The organism is Pseudomonas atacamensis, from assembly GCF_017167965.1.
GTDB lineage: Bacteria > Pseudomonadota > Gammaproteobacteria > Pseudomonadales > Pseudomonadaceae > Aquipseudomonas > Aquipseudomonas atacamensis.
This window is the reverse complement of the sequence record NZ_CP070503.1, coordinates 4,186,042-4,202,767: the sequence shown is the minus strand read 5'-3', so window position 1 is coordinate 4,202,767 and position 16,726 is coordinate 4,186,042. Positions and strand designations below refer to the sequence as shown.

The 16,726-nt window shown below is 57.0% G+C and carries 16 protein-coding genes; 2 read left to right on the top strand and 14 right to left on the bottom strand.

What is annotated here, in order from left to right; all coding sequences use genetic code 11:
• Nucleotides 1–68: 68 nt before the first annotated feature.
• Together uraD and puuE are read right to left on the bottom strand one after the other, a co-directional pair.
• Entirely contained in the window at nucleotides 69–584 is a 516-nt protein-coding gene (uraD, locus tag JWU58_RS19130) for a 2-oxo-4-hydroxy-4-carboxy-5-ureidoimidazoline decarboxylase (RefSeq protein ID WP_016773760.1), read from the bottom strand.
• Nucleotides 581–1,507, bottom strand: coding sequence for an allantoinase PuuE (gene puuE, locus JWU58_RS19125; protein ID WP_024012213.1), 927 nt, complete (start codon nucleotides 1,505–1,507; stop codon nucleotides 581–583). Before puuE ends, uraD begins: the two co-directional genes overlap by 4 nt.
• A gap of 420 nt (nucleotides 1,508–1,927) precedes the next feature.
• Here puuE and uraH point away from each other — a divergent pair, with 420 nt between their 5' ends.
• The gene (uraH, locus tag JWU58_RS19120) at nucleotides 1,928–2,281 is read left to right on the top strand and encodes a hydroxyisourate hydrolase (protein WP_206420800.1); all 354 of its coding nucleotides are present in this window, start codon (nucleotides 1,928–1,930) and stop codon (nucleotides 2,279–2,281) included.
• A gap of 127 nt (nucleotides 2,282–2,408) precedes the next feature.
• On the opposite strand, the gene JWU58_RS19115 is transcribed toward uraH, so the two are convergent.
• From JWU58_RS19115 to JWU58_RS19095, 5 genes are all read right to left on the bottom strand, one after another.
• Nucleotides 2,409–4,262, bottom strand: a complete 1,854-nt coding sequence (locus JWU58_RS19115) for a hypothetical protein (RefSeq protein ID WP_148046985.1) — start codon at nucleotides 4,260–4,262, stop codon at nucleotides 2,409–2,411.
• 96 nt (nucleotides 4,263–4,358) lie between these two features.
• On the bottom strand, nucleotides 4,359–7,883 hold the full coding sequence (locus JWU58_RS19110; RefSeq protein ID WP_206420799.1) for a calcium-binding protein: 3,525 nt from the start codon (nucleotides 7,881–7,883) through the stop codon (nucleotides 4,359–4,361).
• Nucleotides 7,884–8,075: 192 nt separating this feature from the next.
• Entirely contained in the window at nucleotides 8,076–8,705 is a 630-nt protein-coding gene (locus JWU58_RS19105; RefSeq protein ID WP_206420798.1) for a LysE family translocator, read from the bottom strand.
• A gap of 85 nt (nucleotides 8,706–8,790) precedes the next feature.
• Entirely contained in the window at nucleotides 8,791–10,140 is a 1,350-nt protein-coding gene (locus tag JWU58_RS19100) for an NCS2 family permease (RefSeq protein ID WP_024012217.1), read from the bottom strand.
• A gap of 291 nt (nucleotides 10,141–10,431) precedes the next feature.
• Nucleotides 10,432–10,878: a MarR family winged helix-turn-helix transcriptional regulator gene (locus JWU58_RS19095; protein ID WP_206420797.1), complete on the bottom strand. Its 447-nt coding sequence runs from the start codon at nucleotides 10,876–10,878 to the stop codon at nucleotides 10,432–10,434.
• An 81-nt stretch (nucleotides 10,879–10,959) separates the two neighbouring features.
• On the opposite strand from JWU58_RS19095, the gene JWU58_RS19090 reads away from it, so the two are divergent.
• The gene (locus tag JWU58_RS19090; RefSeq protein WP_206420796.1) at nucleotides 10,960–12,126 is read left to right on the top strand and encodes an aminotransferase-like domain-containing protein; all 1,167 of its coding nucleotides are present in this window, start codon (nucleotides 10,960–10,962) and stop codon (nucleotides 12,124–12,126) included.
• Nucleotides 12,127–12,264: 138 nt separating this feature from the next.
• Here JWU58_RS19090 and JWU58_RS19085 read toward each other — a convergent pair whose 3' ends face one another.
• From JWU58_RS19085 to JWU58_RS19055, 7 genes are all read right to left on the bottom strand, one after another.
• Complete coding sequence (locus tag JWU58_RS19085) at nucleotides 12,265–12,636, bottom strand: glutaredoxin family protein (protein ID WP_206420795.1); 372 nt, start codon at nucleotides 12,634–12,636, stop codon at nucleotides 12,265–12,267.
• Between the two features lie 103 nt (nucleotides 12,637–12,739).
• Nucleotides 12,740–13,285: a GTP cyclohydrolase I FolE gene (folE, locus tag JWU58_RS19080; RefSeq protein ID WP_064364569.1), complete on the bottom strand. Its 546-nt coding sequence runs from the start codon at nucleotides 13,283–13,285 to the stop codon at nucleotides 12,740–12,742.
• 22 nt (nucleotides 13,286–13,307) lie between these two features.
• Nucleotides 13,308–14,516 carry a tyrosine-type recombinase/integrase gene (locus JWU58_RS19075; RefSeq protein ID WP_206420794.1) on the bottom strand — a complete coding sequence of 403 codons (1,209 nt, stop codon included), beginning with the start codon at nucleotides 14,514–14,516 and terminating at the stop codon, nucleotides 13,308–13,310.
• Between the two features lie 301 nt (nucleotides 14,517–14,817).
• Nucleotides 14,818–15,426 carry a hypothetical protein gene (locus JWU58_RS27345; protein WP_241196133.1) on the bottom strand — a complete coding sequence of 203 codons (609 nt, stop codon included), beginning with the start codon at nucleotides 15,424–15,426 and terminating at the stop codon, nucleotides 14,818–14,820.
• Entirely contained in the window at nucleotides 15,423–15,902 is a 480-nt protein-coding gene (locus tag JWU58_RS19065; RefSeq protein ID WP_206420793.1) for a FliH/SctL family protein, read from the bottom strand. The genes JWU58_RS27345 and JWU58_RS19065 overlap by 4 nt, the downstream gene beginning before the upstream one ends.
• A complete protein-coding gene (locus JWU58_RS19060) occupies nucleotides 15,899–16,276 on the bottom strand; it encodes a pyocin activator PrtN family protein (protein WP_206420792.1) in 378 nt (125 codons plus the stop codon). The genes JWU58_RS19065 and JWU58_RS19060 overlap by 4 nt, the downstream gene beginning before the upstream one ends.
• 158 nt (nucleotides 16,277–16,434) lie before the next feature.
• Nucleotides 16,435–16,719 (bottom strand): phage antirepressor KilAC domain-containing protein, encoded by a 285-nt coding sequence (locus JWU58_RS19055; RefSeq protein ID WP_083366739.1) that lies wholly within the window; start codon nucleotides 16,717–16,719, stop codon nucleotides 16,435–16,437.
• Between the last annotated feature and the right edge of the window lie 7 nt (nucleotides 16,720–16,726).

The window sequence follows — 16,726 nt, the reverse complement described above, 5'->3', positions numbered from 1 at the left end:
TAAGTTGGCTGGGGATGCTCGCAGGGCCCTGGGCGTTTGCGCGTTCATTCACGCTCGGGCCAGGCTTGCTAAAGAGTCAGTAAACGGAACAGGGCAATCTTGTTGATCTCCGCCAGCGCGCATTTGAACTCGGCTTCCACCGAATTGTTGATGCGCGTTTCGAACGCCGCGAGGATCTGATGCCGGTTGCTGCCTTTTACCGCCATGATGAAGGGAAACTTGAACTTGGCTTTGTAGGCGTCGTTCAGCTCGGTGAAGCGCTGGAACTCTTCGGCCGTGCATTGGTGAATACCGGCGCCAGCCTGTTCATTGGTGCTGGCTTCGGTCAGTTGGCCCTGGACGGCAGCTTTGCCGGCCAGGTCCGGGTGAGCGTTGATCAGGGCCAGCTGGCTGGCATGATCGGCGCTCAACAGGATATCGCTCATGCGCTGATGCAGGGTTTCGATCTCGTCGATCGAAGCGTCCGCACCGAGGTCGTAGGCCTTTTCGGCCACCCATGGCGAATGTTCGTAGATGTCGGCGAAGGCTTTGACGAAAGCGTCGCGGCTCAGGGTCGACGGTTGCAGGGTTTGAAAGCGGCTCATTTTGCAGTCCCTTGGTACGGGTGGGTTTCTTGCCAGTGACGCGCGATGTCGACGCGACGGCTGAACCACACCTGTTCATGACTTTTGGCGTATTCGATAAAGCGCTTGAGCGAAGCGAGGCGACCAGGACGGCCGATCAGGCGACAGTGCAGACCGATCGAAAGCATTTTCGGCGCTTCGGCACCTTCGGCGTAAAGCACGTCGAAGGCGTCTTTGAGGTATTCGAAGAAATCGTCACCCTTGTTGAAACCCTGCACTTGCGTGAAGCGCATGTCGTTGGTGTCGAGGGTGTAGGGGATCACCAGATGCGGTTTGCCGGTGGGGTTGTTCGGTTCCCAGTAGGGCAGGTCGTCGTCGTAGGTGTCGCAGTCGTAGAGGAAACCGCCTTCTTCCATGACCAGGCGACGGGTGTTCGGCCCGGTGCGGCCGGTGTACCAGCCCAGCGGACGTTCGCCGGTCAGTTCGGTGAGGATGCGGATCGCTTCGAGCATGTGCTCGCGTTCCTGCGCTTCGTCCATGTACTGGTAGTCGATCCAGCGGTAGCCGTGGCTGCAGATTTCATGGCCGGCCTCGACCATCGCACGGATCACGTCCGGGTGACGCTGGGCGGCCATGGCCACGGCGAAGATGGTCAGCGGAATATCGAATTCCTTGAACAGCTTCAAAATGCGCCAGACGCCGGCACGGCTGCCATACTCGTAAAGCGATTCCATGCTCATGTTGCGCGCGCCCTGCAGCGGCTGAGCGGCGACCATTTCAGACAGGAAGGCTTCGGATTCCTTGTCGCCGTGCAGAATGTTGCGCTCGCCACCTTCTTCGTAATTGAGTACGAAGGACAGGGCGATCCGGGCATTACCCGGCCAGTGTGGGTGAGGAGGGTTACTGCCGTAACCGATCAGGTCGCGTGGGTAGTCAGCGCTCACTGCAGTCTTCCTTCTTGTACGTTGACAGATTGGTGTGGCGGCCTGGCAGGCTGGCGTCACAGCGATGGGCTGATTGTATACAAGTTTATTTACATTTTGTAAGCCTGAATTTTCGCATTTTTCACCGGCTGTCATCTTTTGCTGTTAATGGTTCCAGCCTGCAAGAAACCTGCCTGACCAGTCAGCTAATGAATAGAAGGTTCAATGATCAGGCGCTTTGCCTGCGAATTGGTGATAAAGGCCCGCATGGCGGGGGTGAAGCGAAAAATGTCGTTTTTATTGTGTACAATTTTTTTGAAAAGTGTCTTAATCAGTCGCTCGCCGCAGCGTTTCATGCTCTGAAACGGTGCGGTCTCCTTTTCAACTGACTTCGGGAGGCGCGAAGTCTGACCGCTTGTTGCGGCCAGGCGCGCAGAATCAATGGGACGTTTGACAACACACGTTTTGGACGCTGCACACGGTTGCCCGGGCAGCTCGATCAAGGTCGAGCTGTACCGCGTTGAAGGATCGCAGCTGGAATTGGTCGCCAGTGCGACAACCAACAGTGATGGCCGGGTCGATGCGCCGTTGCTGCAAGGCGACGATTATCGCACTGGCGTTTATCAGGTGCAGTTCCATGCCGGCGATTACTACCGCGCCCGTGGCGTACAACTGCCCGAGCCGGCGTTTCTCGATGTCGTCGTACTGCGTTTCGGCATTTCCGCCCAGCAGGAGCACTACCACGTGCCCCTGCTGATTTCGCCTTACAGCTATTCCACGTATCGGGGCAGCTGACCCCCAAGCAGCTGCCCCCACCGGGAAGCGACTGCGCATATAGCTTCTTTGGTCTTTCGCCCGCTCACACTGCGGGCTTTTTTTATGCGTTTTTACGGCGCAACTGCCGGCGCAGTCGAGTCTCGGGTCAACGCTCGCGAATAATGAACACCGAGTCTGGCGTGGACGCGACCTTCAATACGCCTCCTATCAGCCATACCACCTTGTTCCGCGTCGCTGCATCGGTCAGTGCGGTGAAGGCGTCCTGACCGATTCTGGCGGGCAAGCTCGGTTCTGTCAGTTCGTTGCCAGGAACGTGAGTCAGGCCGGCTTGACTGATTGCCCCCAGTTTCAAAAAGAAGATTTGATCGTGACCGGCTCGTTTGAATACCAGCGTCGGCATTCTGTGTTCATAGGTCAGTGGAAACAGCTCGTAACCACAGCCGACCAGCAACGCGCCGAGCAATCGCCGCAGATTCAGATCTGATGGATAGGTCTTGTAATGATTCCAGGCGGAGGAGAAGTGCTGTGGATCAAAGGTCAGGCGTTGCAATTCGCTGTCGGTCTGGGAAGGCATCGGGATAAGCCGCTTGCCCCCCAGGTCGATGTCTGGCGCTATGGCGAGCATATTCAGCGGGTCGGCAAAATCAGGCGCTGTGGAAAACGGCAGTTGCTTCCATTGATGCAAGACGGCCTGAACGTTGATCAGGCCGGTGCCGGTAATCGTCGGGGAATGATCGGCGAGTTCGAATAACCTGCGGGCAACGGCTGTCGTTGTCGCTTGCGAAAAATCAGGGAACGCGCGAGCGACGGACGTTGTTATCGGCTCTTCGAAAAAGCGTTTGCCCGGATGGACTTCACCTGGATCGCTGCCGATTCGAAACGTCGCCACCGGCTGTTGCTCGGGGGCGTTTTTCAGCATGTTCTCGAAAGCGTCGAAACCGCTCGGGAAAAACTCGGGATGACATACGAAATACACTGTGGGCGCCGTATTCGAGCCAACCGGAACGATTGGATAATGCAGCCAGCCAAGCTGTACCGATTCGGTGTGCGCAGGTTTGTTCAGATGCCCCCAGGGAAGCCAGAAATACGGCGTCTGGTCGTTGTCAGAGGACGGCTTGGCTGTCGACGCGGTTAGCGTCTCTGCGGCTTCGGCAAGTCGGGGACGCTTGCTCGGGCCAGGTGTTGCCTGATCGGTCTGTTCGCCTGGCTGGCTGGATTGGGCTGGCGTTTGCGATGGCTTCGCCCCTGGCAGTTTTTGTCGCCAGAAAACAGTGCCGGGGATTTGCTCGAAGAAAACGTCGGGTGCATTGCTCGTCGAGGCAAACGCTTGTTGGTATTCGCCATCCTTGTTTTTGCGCACCATGACCGTGCCGTCCACCGTCGTTACGAAGGTCTGCCTGAGTCTGTTGTATCGAAGGCCCTCCGTTGCCAGCTCAGGCTTGCTCAGCGTCATGGCGTCGGCAGGCGAGATGTATGAGGGCAGGTTGGGGGTGGCGGATGCAGGCCGGTTGGATAGCCTCTCGGGCCGCCGGATCTGCCAAGTCGTCTGACCCTCGAGGCGCGTCAGGGGCAGGCCGGGCACACCGGGTGCGAAGGTCAGAGGCACATGATAATTGCCTTGCCCGTCCTGCTCGACGACGAACTGGCCTTCATTAGCGATCTGAGCGTACGTGCGCTGATCCGGTCCGGTGAACAAACCTTCGTTCTGCGCCACGGGTACCAGTTCGTGGAAACGCTCTTGCGGCCAGGCGATTGCGTTACGAGTGGCGCTGAAGTTCTCCGTTGCATCCGGCAAGGCGTGAACAGTAACTGTGGGCGGTGTGCTGGCTGCGGCAGATGTGCTTGCCGCTTGACTGACGGCCGGTGAATCGATGCCCAGAAGCAGGGCGTCAGGCATGTCCAGGCCCATACGGCTGACGAGAGGCGGTGAGCCGGAATGTCCAGCATCGGGGGCATTGGGTGGTTTTACTGCAGGGACTTTTTTGGGTGACTTGGCCATGGGGAATGCTCGGTAAAAGAGCGCGCAGACGCGTGCAAGTGCCGCGTAGACAGCAACGCTCGAAAAAAATGGGTTTATTGACGAATGACCGGCGAATTACGCGGGAGGCACTTTCATCACAGAAACGGGGCCGAAAATGTTGGTTTGGTGGTTGCAGCGATTCACCACCTTTAAAGCAGACTTTTCGATGCGGGATTTGTCGGCACGCAATACCCAGCCATGCGCCGCAAAGTTGTAGCCCACGCGCGCGGTCTGGTCGTTAAGGCAGATAATGTTCCAGACTTTGACTTCGTCATTGGCCAATGCGGCAAGAGCTTGCGGGAGTGCTTTTGAGGCGTCGGGCTCTTCGAAAAAACGTGCATCCAGACCATCCAGATAGACACGGTCAAAGACCAGATCGACCGTATGCACAACTCCACCGGTGGTAATAACGCGGATCTGGTCTATCAAATCGTCGCTTTCATAGACAGGCAGATAAAAAGTGGTAGTGCCGATGGAAAGCCGGTTTTCTTCCAGTTTTATATCGACCTCGCCGAGCTGCGTTGCATCAAGTTCCCAAGTGGATGAGTAGGGAAGCCGCTCTTTGGCATTGGCGAGCGCGCCAGGAGTCGAGAGTCTGATAGTCATGTCAGGCAATACGTGGATGAGATAACTCGCACCCACTCCTTCATAGGCGTCCATGCTGGTTTGCACGGCCAGTGGTATCGGCATTGCGCAACTCCTCAAAGTGCCAAGCGAGTAACCCGCTTTCTCAGGCAGCGCATAAAAGCACTGTCGAGAACGACCCGTGAGTGGCACTTTCATCTGGGTTACCCAATGCCTCGAGACCGAGAAGTCAGTAAAGGCTGGCGGGATGTCGGTTTCCGCTGTAAGACCAGCGTTTGCAACGACACCGTCCTTGAAAATCAACACATAACGGCCGAACGGTCGAACGGCCATGGTTCGCAGGATCTTGGTGATATTGTCGTGATCGTCTTCGCTACGCGCAGCCGAGTAATAATTCAGCTTGATGGTCTTCGCACCGAAGTGATAGACGAGATGGCAACCGACAGTCAGTCGGTATGACTTGGGTTTGTCGGAGAAAAAATGCGCCTCGGCTTTTGTCAGCTCATCACTGGTGAAGTCCAGATATATCCGGGTTATGACATCCGGGCGTAAAACCGCGTAGAAAGTGTTGGCCTTGCCGGTTCTCGGTACGTAATAGCTCGCTTCCTTGCGATGTCGGATCCAGCATTCCGGCGCATAAATAATGATCGGTGTTACCGGTTTGCCACGTTTGACGAAAATTTCCGGTATATCAGCGGTCTGGCCATCCGGGATTGTTTCAGGCAGGTCAAGCCTGAAATGCCAATCATCACTGGTTATGAAAATCAGATTTTTGTTGCTCAGCTTTCTCGTGCCCTCGTTTTTCTTGTAAACGTCATGAATGGTCAATACGTTTTTGGGATTGTCTTGAGTTTCGAAGCCTGAGCGGATGACCAGGGCATTGCCCTCGATATTCCAGGACTCAATCAGGTCCTTGCGCCAATTCATGACGATATGACTGGTCTGTTCACCATCATCGATAATGGAAAAACGACCAGCCACATGCGCAATGTAATATTGATCCGCACCGGCGCCTCCCGACGCTTTTGCTTTTTCGTGGGAGAGGAATATCTGATCGTCTCCGGCGCCAGCTTCAATGATGTCGCTGCCTCGTGATTTGATGACGTTGTCTTGCGCAGTGCCGGTTACTACGCTTGCTGCGCGATGGACTGTTTCAATATTTTCGATACTGTCCAGCAAACTGTGCAGGATGGATATCTTGTTATTCTCGGCATCGACATCGCTGGTGATGATCTGCAATGTTCCGGCCAGCAAATCTATGTCATAGCCAGTTCTGTTCGTATCACGAGAGGAGTAATTGCCGCCAAGTACCAGTGTGTCATTTCCTGCGCCGCCGCTCAGCGTTGAATATTCTGCAACATGGCTGTCCTTTTCGAGGAAAGCGGCTGCGTTCTCAAACAGGAACTGGTCATTGCCTTCACCGCCCGACAGTTGTTTTTTTCCTGACTTGTAATAGAACGTGTTGGGCTTTTTTTCTACACCTTTGATCGAGTCGTTACCCTCGCTGAGAAACCACAGAATGTTTTTGCCCTCTGCCGCAACTCCCAGTTCCGCGCCGGGTGTATCTTTTGTAACCCCTGCGCTTGCATCAATGATGTCATCGGTGCCTACCACTTCAGGGACATTGACCGACTCCCACGCATCCTGTTTGGTCCACCAGTTTCGTTTCCAGACCCGCGTCGGTTTCAGGCGTACATCAAACTTGCCATTGACGATGGCTTCGGTGCTCTCTTTCAAGGGGCCATCGAGTAGCGTTCTCGCGGTCTTTTTTAACTGCAATGAGTGTTGAAGTAGTGTTTTGGCCTTGATATAGCGGTTTTGAACGCTTTCGTCGACGTCCATCATGCAGAACGAAAACCATCCGCTACGCCACCGCTCATCAACGGTTAATTCGATGTAGTCATCTATGTCGTCAACAATCCGTACCGCACCGTAGACCTGCGAGCCAATGGCGAGAATCGCGCCGGCGGCAAGCCCGACGGGCCCGGCAAAGGAGAAACCGGCCATCGCGGCAGTGCCGAGAATGACGGTCATGGCTGCACTGGTAATGCTCAGGCCAGCGCTGACGTAATGATCCATAGCCTCTTTGCCGGTGGCATTCTCAGCGGCGTTCATGGATCTCACGGCGGTAAAGATGTCGAAGGGCAGCGTCAGCATGCCGCCGACCAGACCGCCCGATCGACCCAGTCTGAGTGCGAAGCGTGTTCTGGCGAAGTCCCGGTAAGCATTCTGTCCGGCTGTGAGCATCTGCGTGGCTATTTTACTGACCGTGACATCGGCCGCGATGGAGGCCAGTTCCGATGCAATGCCCGCGCTGTTTATTGCTACTTCAGCACGGTTATCGGCTTTGATCGCATCGATTACGCCACGAATCCCCATGAAAATGCCGAAGCCCTGGATGCCCAGGCTGGAGCCCAGCGTCGCGTAGCTTTTGGTCAATGCCGCCCAGCGGGGATGATGTCTGGGGACGTGCACATGTTGTAGATCGAGCGACTGTGCTGCGCTCAGAAGTTTTACCAGTTTGTCGCGGTAATTGCCGGCTACCTTTTCATTGGCATTGTTTTCCCTCAAGAGCTGAGGGGCGCCAAGCGGGCGCTGGCTGGCCATTTCAAACAGGAGCGTGGGTAACAAGTAGCTATCGCTGCCCGTTGAAGTTTTCAGAAAGTGTTCAACTTTATTGGCGTCGAACTGCAGGCTATTGATAAAAGAAAGTTTGGGGCGGCGAAAGAAGCTGTTCTGGCCATTCAATGGCTGACCGTCAATGGTCGCGCCTAGTCCATCGAGCGCTGTACGAGTAATCGAAATATCGCCAATTTCCAAAGGGCCGAACACTTCGTCCACCATTTGCAATTGGCTCGATTTTCCATTGGTTTGGCCATGGTCGATGGTTGAAGGCTTGTATTCGTTGGATTCATAGCCCAAATCCCTAATTATGACGGTATCGGAAACAGGTTGCGTGTCCGCATGTATTGCAGGGTCGGTTTGTGCTGTTGCTTCGCGTATAAGTGTGGCCATTAGAACTTCCTTGTTCCGGCAATTGTTGCTAAGGCCAAGGATATTACGTTGGCCTTTCGAGACCTGTATATCGATGGGTTGTTGCTATCTATTGCATATCAGGGATTGGATGTTGCACTTAATTGATTCATGAACAACATGATCCTGCCCGAGATCCATTCCGGCAGGATAATCAACAGTGGCGCTTTTCAGTCAGTGGCTGCCAAGCAACGACGCCGCGCCAGCACCACCAAACAGTCCGGCACTCACCCGATTGAACCAACTCTGGCCTTTGCCGCTGCGCAAATAACGTGCGGCACCATTGGCACCCAGACCGTAAGCCAGTTTGCAGCACAGATCGAGCACTACCCAGGTCGCAATCATGATCAGTAACTGCGGCAGAAACGGTTGGTCTGCGCGGAGGAACTGTGGCAGAAACGCGGCGAAAAACAGGATGTCTTTAGGGTTGCTCGCACCCAGGACAAAAGCGCGTCCGAACAATGTGCGAAAACGCGGCACCGGTGCGGCTTCGGGTACTTCGGCGCCCGTCGATGGATGACGCGACTGTTGCCAGCTCTGCCAGGCGAGGTAAAAAAGGTACAGCGCACCGATGATTTTCAGCGCGCTGAACAACTGTTCCGAGGCCAGCAACAGAGCGCCAAGCCCCAGTGCCGAAGCGCTGAGCAGGCAGATCGAGGCGATCACGCCACCCAGGAACGCGGGGTACGACCGGCGCAAACCGTAATTCAGACTGTTGCTGATCATCAGCAATGACAGTGGCCCCGGGATCAGGATCACCACCAGTGCAGCGCCACTGAACAGCAGCCAGGTTTCCAGACTCATCGTTTTGCTCCTTTGTTGTTATCGAGATGTGCAAAAGCCCCACCGGTGAGGGTGAGGCTGGTTTGAAGCCTGAACCGCGCAGCGCTTACAGGAAGATGAACTTGGCGATGAAGATCGCGCAGAGCACCCACAGGCTGACGGAAATTTCCTTGTACTTGCCGGTGCCGGCCTTCAACGCGACGTAGGTGATGAAGCCCAGCGCGATGCCGTCGGCGACGGAGAAGGTCAGCGGCATCATGATCGCCGTGACAATCGCCGGAATGGCGTCGGTCGCCTCGTCCCATTCGATGTGGGCCATGCCGCCCATCATCAGCATCGCCACGTAAATCAGGGCACCTGCCGTGGCATAAGCGGGAATCATGCCAGCCAGCGGTGCGAAAAACATGGCCGCTATAAATAACACACCCACGGTGACGGCGGTAAGACCAGTCCGACCACCAGCGGCTACGCCGGCGGCACTTTCCACGTAACTTGTCACTGGGGGCACGCCAACCACGGCGCCGAATACGCTGGAGGCGCTGTCGGCCTTCATGGCTCGTGAAAGGTTCTCGATGCGACCGTCAGCGGCGACAAGGTTGGCGCGCTGGGCCACGCCCATCAGCGTGCCGGCGGTGTCGAACATGTGCACGAAGAGGAACGCCAGCACTACGCTGATCATGCTGACGTTGAACACGCCGGCGACGTTCATTGCCATCCAGGTCGGCGCCAGGCTCGGCGGCGCGGACATGATGCCCTCGTAGTGGACGAGACCCAGGCCCCAACCGGCGAGGGTGACGGTGATGATGCTGATCAGGATCGCGCCGAATACGCGGTGGTAACTGAGGATCGCGATCATGAGGAAGCAGATCGCGGCGAGCAACGGGCCGGGTTCGCGCAGCGAGCCAAGTTTGATCAGCGTTGCCGGGCTGTCGACGACGATGCCGGCAGTCTTCAGCCCGATCAGGCCCAGAAACAGACCGACACCGGCGCCCATGGCAAACCGCAGGCTGACCGGAATGCTGTTGAGCAGCCACTCGCGAATCCGCGAAAAGGTCAGGAACATGAACAGCACGCCCGAGACGAACACCGCGCCGAGGGCGGTTTCCCAGTTGTAGCCCATGGTGCCGACCACGGTGTAAGTGAAGAAAGCATTGAGGCCCATGCCCGGCGCCAGGCCGACCGGCCAGTTGGCGTAGAGCCCCATCAACAGGCAGCCGAGCGCGGCGGCGATGCAGGTGGCGACGAAGGCTGCACCGTGATCGATCCCGGCATCGGCCATGATGTTCGGGTTGACGAAAATGATGTAAGCCATGGTGATGAAGGTTGTCAGACCGGCAATCAGCTCGGTCTTCACCGTGGTGCCATGCAAGCTGAGTTTGAACAGACGCTCCAGCAGGCCATTGCGTAATGGCGGCGTGAGCTCGAGCGGCGGTGCTTCGGATTTGCGGCTTTCCACAGCGAGTACTCCTCAAGAGTTTTATTGTTATTTCCAGGGCCGGACCCATGAGGGGTGGCAGCGGCCCTTTGAGGCATACGCGAATTTGTTGACCGTGTAGTCAGGAACTCGCACGCAGTGGATTATGCTTTTGTGTACAAATAAAGCAAATATTGTTTTGGTTTTTGTCGCCGATTTTTTTGCTGATAGGGATATATGGCCATCCAGGATGGCTTCGCGAGCAGGCTCGCTCCCACCTTTGTAAAGCATTCCAATGTGGGAGCGAGCCTGCTGGCGAAGAGGACGGTCCTGTCAACCGAGATGCGTCTGACTGCCCCCAAGCGCCAGATTCACCGCCAACCACCCATTCACCGCCCCTTCCCCAGCCTCGGCAAACACCCGCTCAAGCAATTTCACCTGCTCACGGCGCAACGCCTGCTCGAACTTCGCGCCTTCCGCCGTCAGCTCAAGCAGACGCTTACGCTTGTCCGTCTGTGAAGCGACGCTGTCGACCAGATGCATTTCCTGCAACTGACGCAGGGGCATGTTCAACGCCTGTTTGCTCACGCCCAGCAGGGCCAGCAACTCTTTCACACTCAGGTTCGGATAGCGCGCGATGAAAAACACGATGCGTTGATGTACCCGCGAGAGTCCGCGGCGCTCGAGCATTTCATCCGCCTTGGCCGTGAACGACTGATAGCCGAAGAAGAACGCTTCCATGGCCTGTTGCTGACTTGCGGGGTTTTTAAGGTCAAGCATGTTGACGTACTCGCTCAAGCTGTCGTAGTTTCAGTCAACCAGTTTGACTCATTTTTTACCTGCCTCGCTACGGTGACCACCATGGCTTTTTCCGAACGTGTCTCGCGCCTGAAAAGTTCTTTGATCCGAGAAATCCTCGCCGCCGCCCAGCGTCCAGAGGTGATGTCGTTTGCCGGCGGTTTGCCCGCTGAGACGATGTTGCCGAAGGTGGAGTGGGACGAGATGCCGCTGTCGCTGGGGCAGTACGGCATGAGCGAAGGCGAGCCGGCCTTGCGCGAGGCGCTGGCGGCAGAGGCGAGGGCGCTGGGCCTTGAATGCGAGGCGAGTCAGGTGCTGGTGGTCAGCGGCTCGCAGCAAACCCTGGATCTGGCGGCCAAGCTGTACATCGACAAGGGCACGGAAATTCTGTTGGAGGCGCCGACTTATCTGGCCGCGCTGCAAATCTTCCAGCTGTTCGGCGCCGATTGCCTGACTGTGGCGCAGGAAGCCGACGGCCCAAACCTGGCGCAGCTGCGCAATCGTTTACAACAGCATCGCCCGGCGTTCGTTTACCTGATCCCGACTTTCCAGAATCCTTCCGCCGTGCGCTACAGCGAGGCCAAGCGCGCCGCAGTCGCGGCATTGCTCGATGAATTCGGCGTCACGCTGATTGAAGACGAGCCATACCGCGAACTGACTTTCGATGGTGGCAGCGCGAAGCCGATTGCGGCGCGTCTGAGAAAAGCCAGCTGGATCTACACCGGCACCGTGTCGAAAACCTTGCTCCCGGGTTTGCGTGTCGGTTACTTGATCGCCAGTCCGGATTTGTTCCCGCACCTGCTCAAACTCAAGCAATCGGCGGACCTGCACACCAATCGCATCGGCCAGTGGCAGGCGCTGCAATGGATCGGCTCGCAGAAGTATCAACAGCATTTGAGCGATTTGCGGGATTTCTATCGGCAGCGGCGCGATGCGTTTCAGTTGGCGCTGGAGGAGCATTTTGCCGATCTGGCTGAGTGGAACATGCCCCAGGGCGGGCTGTTCTTCTGGCTGACGCTGAAGCAACCGCTGGATACGCGCACTTTGCTTAACGAGGCGTTGGCCAATGATGTGGCGTTCATGCCCGGTGAGCCGTTCTTTCCTGAGCCGGACAAGCATCATGGGCATTTGCGCTTGAACTTCAGCCACATTGATCCGGCGCGGCTGGATGAGGGGTTGAAGCGGTTGGCGGCGGTGGTGCGGCGGGCGCAGATGGAGAGGGCGGCCTAGCAAAAAACGCCGGCTCAAGGGCCGGCGTTGTCAGTGCGGGCCTCTTCGCGAGCAGGCTCGCTCCCACAGGACGGGATGCGTTTCAAGGGTGGGAGCGAGCCTGCTCGCGAAAGCGGCTAGCGCTCCAACCCATTAACATCAGACCGCCGCAAACCGCTTATCCAGATAATCGATAATCACCTTGGATTCATACATCCAGATGGTTTGCCCATTCTCTTCGATACGCAGGCAAGGCACTTTGATTCGGCCACCCTGTTCCAGCAGAGTCTGGCGATCCTGCTCGTTGTTCTTCGCGTCTTTCAGTGCCACCGGCACATTCAGACGATGCAGGGCGCGGCGGGTTTTCACGCAGAACGGGCAGGCGTGAAACTGATACAGCGTCAGATCTTTCGCGGCAGCGTCGACTTGCGCCTGAGCAGCAGCGGGGCGCTTTTTCTTGCCTGGACGGGTGATGAAGTCGATGAAGATAATCAGTTGGCCGAGGCCGACACGAAGCGCTTTGACGAACACGTTGAAAGCCTCACGGTGCAAATGAAGAAAGGCGCGCAGCTTACCCGATTTTTCACAGGCGAAAAAAAACCGGCGATCAACGCCGGCTCTTTTCTATTGTGAATTACTTGATGAGGCTGAGGAATTCGCTACGGGTTGCCGCGTTTTCACGGAATTCACCGAGCATCACCGAAGTGATCATCGACGAATTCTGCTTTTCGACGCCGCGCATCATCATGCACATGTGCTTGGCTTCGATCACCACGGCCACGCCCAGCGCGCCGGTCACTTGCATTACCGCATCGGCGATCTGGCGGCTGAGGTTTTCCTGAATCTGCAGGCGGCGCGCGTACATATCGACGATCCGCGCAACCTTCGACAGGCCCAGCACTTTGCCGCTCGGGATATAGGCGACATGCGCCTTGCCGATGAACGGCAGCAGGTGGTGTTCGCACAACGAGTACAACTCGATGTCCTTGACCAGCACCATCTCGCTGTTGTCGGAGCTGAACAGGGCACCGTTGGTGACCTCTTCGAGCGTCTGTGCATAACCGCGGCAGAGGTACTGCATGGCTTTGGCGGCACGCTTTGGCGTGTCGAGCAGGCCCTCGCGGGACACGTCCTCGCCCAATTGGCCGAGAATCGCGGTGTAGTTCTGTTCCAGTGTCACAGGGGCTGATTCCATAAGGGTTTCAGAGGGGTACTGTTTCTGCCTGTACCAATTTTGTACCAATCAAGCTGTTTTCGAGCTTCCCGAGTTCACCCCAGTCGGTGCTGGAATTTATCCATCGGGCGTATGTCGATAGCAACATCTGAACGCTATGACCGAGCTGAGTGGCGATAAACGCAGGGTTCATACCCGCCATGAGGCACATGGTAGCGTATGTGTGTCGGCAGTTGTATTGCCGGCGGGCGCGAATGCCCAATTCAGTCAGTGCAGCCTGGAAGTGTTTGTCGGTTACGCTCGATTGTTGGATGAACTCGAAGTTCTTGGTGGGCGGGAACACATAGGTCGATTCGGTGCGTTTGCGCCGGCTTGGCAAAGCACGTTGCTTCGCCAACAGTTCTGCCTGCTCGATGGCGTGCAGTGCTCGGCTGTTGAGCATGACCTGGCGTCCGTTGCGTGTTTTGGTGCGCTCCTCGATCTTGTAGTCCGCGACGATCCGACACACGTTGACCAGTCGCTTTTCCTTGTCGACCTCTTCCCAGCGCAGCGCCGCGATCTCGCTGGGGCGCATGCCTGTGTAGAAGGCGAACTCGAAGTAGGCCGCGTAGATCCGCATCGAGTGGGTCAGCGTCTTATATAGGTGATCGATAATCTGGTTGGCCTCGCCCACGGTGAAGGGATCGATGGGTTTCTTGGCCTTCACCGGCAGCTCGATGGACTCCACCGGGTTACGATTGATCAGGCCGTCTTTCACTGCGGTACCGAACACCGTGGTCAGGCGCTGGATCGCCGCACGCTTCACGCCCGGCGTAGGCCATTCGGTATTGGCCACCACCTTGCGCAGCATCACCGATGTGATGCTGTCGATGGGTAGCATTGCCAGATATGGCATCCAGTACAGATTGAGCGAACCGAGGTAGTTCTTTCGAGTCCCGGCCACGATCTCTCGGCTGTTGAGCCACTCTTGGGCGTACTCCCCGAAACGGGGAGTCGCTGAGTAGGTGGCATAAGTGGAGTTGGGGAACAGCTCGGAGTAGCGCTGATCATCCAGCACGCCATGCTTGATTAGGCTGGTTACGTTAGCGCGTAAGTCGGCGGCAGCCTTAATCCCCTTCGGCGTTTGGGGATAGGGGAGGGTTTCGCAACGACGTTGCCCGTTCCAGGTGAAGCGAATGCGGACGGACTGTCCAGCAAATTCAACTCCGGTGGGCAATCCCATTGGCTTTCGAGCCATGCCTCGTATCTCCTGATGCTGTAGTAAATGCGGCTGTCGATGGTGTTCCAGACACCTTTGGGGATGACGCCTCTTGCGCGTTTTCCTTGTAACGCCCGGCGGCTAGTTCCAACGAGTTCGGCCATCTTTTCTTCTGGAATCTTGTCCAGGTGATAGGTTGGAAGTGATGCCTCATCAGCTTCTTCAAACTGTGAATGGCTTTTGCCGGGCTGCGCGGAGAGGTGTTTCCGTCCGGTCAAAGTTGGATTGGGGCCACTTCCGTGGCCGCAGCACATGTGGAGCTGCTGGAATGGATGCTCCATCACGGCTGTACTCCTTCAGCGTGTTTGCCAACGAGCGCGGCATGCTTCCAGGCTCTGCGGCTCCACGCGGCGAACCCGGCACGGTAAGCGTAGTGCTCACGGGCGAAGGAGTCGGATGTCTTCGCGCCTGGTGCGGTGATGTACGTGCCTCGCTGTGTGCAGTACTGCAGTCCCTCGGGCACTGGGAACTCTTTTTCGAACTCGGCGCGCTCGTTGATCTGCACGTTGTTGGCTGCAATTTTTGCGGAGTGTTCGGACGCGCAAGCGGAGTGCTTATACCCCTCTGCAAGCTGCGCGGGCGGGCGATTCTGAGCGTTTAGCGTGGCATTGGGTGTCGCTGCCTCGCGCAGCTTTTCGTGGGGTATAAGTGCCTCGGTGGAGCTGCTGGAAGGAGCAATAATGCCTGCTGCTGCGCAACAGAGACTGTTTGTTTCAAGTGTGTCGACGCTGGTTTCCATGCGGAGCAAAGCGGTCGCGGATTGGATTTCGTGCTGGTCCATTTGCATGCCGCTTTCCTCCGAAATTCGATTGCGCGTTGGTGCATCAGCCGCTGATGGGGCGTTAGCCGGGTTGCGGTGGGTGCTGGGTAGTGGGCGGATCTCGCTCATGCGGCGTCCTCCTGTTCGGCCGGCTCCAGCAGTGCAGCTATGGCGAGCGCCTGGTCGCAGAGGATGCGAGTGTCGCGTTCCAGCTTTTTGCCGGTGCGAAAGGCGCTGAACGTTTCAGATGCGATCCGGAGCTTCTCGGCGATTTCCAGTAGGGTCAGTCGCTCTTGAGCGCCAAGTTTTGAGGCAGCTAAAGCGCGCTCGTAGTGGCCGTACAGTTTCTTGCCCTGATCAGTTGCCTGATTGAACGAGTGTTCTAAGTTACGGATCTCTTCCCAATTTTCAGAACGTTGAATGGCTTTACCTTCATCCATCCCGTCTCTAAACCCAGCGCACCCGCCGACGTCATAGCCTTCGCTGTAGCCCTTTGAGTGTCCCTCGGCTCGGCCGCTGTTGAAGCCGTGCCGGTAGGCGAGCCAGTAAACGCCGGCGACCATGAGAACGATCGCTATCAGCGCGTAGATTTGAACTGCAGTCATGTGGTGTGCTCCTGGTGAAGTCTTCGGCTGGTGGTGGCAGCCGTTTGGTTTTGAGTGTCACTCGTTGCGTCGTCCTGCTGCCGCTGCATGTCTTCGTCGGCCTTGTAGGCGCGGATGTCGATCAGTGAGGCGACGTGCCGGATGTGTACGTACTTCGGTGCCTTGCGGCTGGTGTCCAGCGTAGTGATGGGGAGTTGGATGCGGCCGCTGCTGATCTCGGCCACGAACGATTGCTCGTTGAGGTTACGGAAGTACTGCTCGCGCACTTTGTCGAGCGGGATCAGGACATCGCCGAAGATGCGGTACAGCAATTCGACAGTGGCTGATTCCGGCGCCGGGTGCAGGCGCAGCGGGTTTTGTGCTGTGTTACTCATGGCTTTGTTGGGCCTCCTTGTGTTGTTTTTTGGCCGGGTGGTTCCAGGCATTCAGGCAATGCGTTCTGGTCAGCTCGCGCAGATGTTCGGGCACTTCAAGGAGCGCGGCGTTGCGCTCCTCTCGTGTCCGCATAGCGATGATCTGGCGGGCGTATTCCCTAGGCCACGTCACGGCTGTCTGCCGGGATTGCAGGCAGATCGATACCCAACTGTTCCGCTAGCCAGCGGATGCCAGGTTGTTTCACCTTGGTCGACTGGCTGTACTGCATGCCGAGCTGATCGTGGTACCACTGGCCGTCCTTGATTCGCAGGAAGTCGCGATCACGGTTGGGATAGGCCGGTAGGTTCCGCTCGTTGAGTAGACCTTTTTCACGCATACGTGCGATGAGCTTCGGCCGAGTCAGGCCGAGGTGGGTTGCGGCTTGGGCGAGAGTGCGTTCCATGGTGTGC

Excerpts from the sequence above, each read along its gene's own strand:
- uraD (WP_016773760.1), bottom strand. The coding sequence starts at position 584 with ATGAGCCGCTTTCAAACCCTGCAACCGTCGACCCTGAGCCGCGACGCT.
- uraH (WP_206420800.1), top strand. The coding sequence starts at position 1,928 with ATGGGACGTTTGACAACACACGTTTTGGACGCTGCACACGGTTGCCCG.
- JWU58_RS19115 (WP_148046985.1), bottom strand. The coding sequence starts at position 4,262 with ATGGCCAAGTCACCCAAAAAAGTCCCTGCAGTAAAACCACCCAATGCC.
- JWU58_RS19110 (WP_206420799.1), bottom strand. The coding sequence starts at position 7,883 with ATGGCCACACTTATACGCGAAGCAACAGCACAAACCGACCCTGCAATA.
- JWU58_RS19105 (WP_206420798.1), bottom strand. The coding sequence starts at position 8,705 with ATGAGTCTGGAAACCTGGCTGCTGTTCAGTGGCGCTGCACTGGTGGTG.
- JWU58_RS19095 (WP_206420797.1), bottom strand. The coding sequence starts at position 10,878 with ATGCTTGACCTTAAAAACCCCGCAAGTCAGCAACAGGCCATGGAAGCG.
- JWU58_RS19090 (WP_206420796.1), top strand. The coding sequence starts at position 10,960 with ATGGCTTTTTCCGAACGTGTCTCGCGCCTGAAAAGTTCTTTGATCCGA.
- JWU58_RS19075 (WP_206420794.1), bottom strand. The coding sequence starts at position 14,516 with ATGGCTCGAAAGCCAATGGGATTGCCCACCGGAGTTGAATTTGCTGGA.
- JWU58_RS27345 (WP_241196133.1), bottom strand. The coding sequence starts at position 15,426 with ATGAGCGAGATCCGCCCACTACCCAGCACCCACCGCAACCCGGCTAAC.
- JWU58_RS19065 (WP_206420793.1), bottom strand. The coding sequence starts at position 15,902 with ATGACTGCAGTTCAAATCTACGCGCTGATAGCGATCGTTCTCATGGTC.
- JWU58_RS19060 (WP_206420792.1), bottom strand. The coding sequence starts at position 16,276 with ATGAGTAACACAGCACAAAACCCGCTGCGCCTGCACCCGGCGCCGGAA.
- JWU58_RS19055 (WP_083366739.1), bottom strand. The coding sequence starts at position 16,719 with ATGGAACGCACTCTCGCCCAAGCCGCAACCCACCTCGGCCTGACTCGG.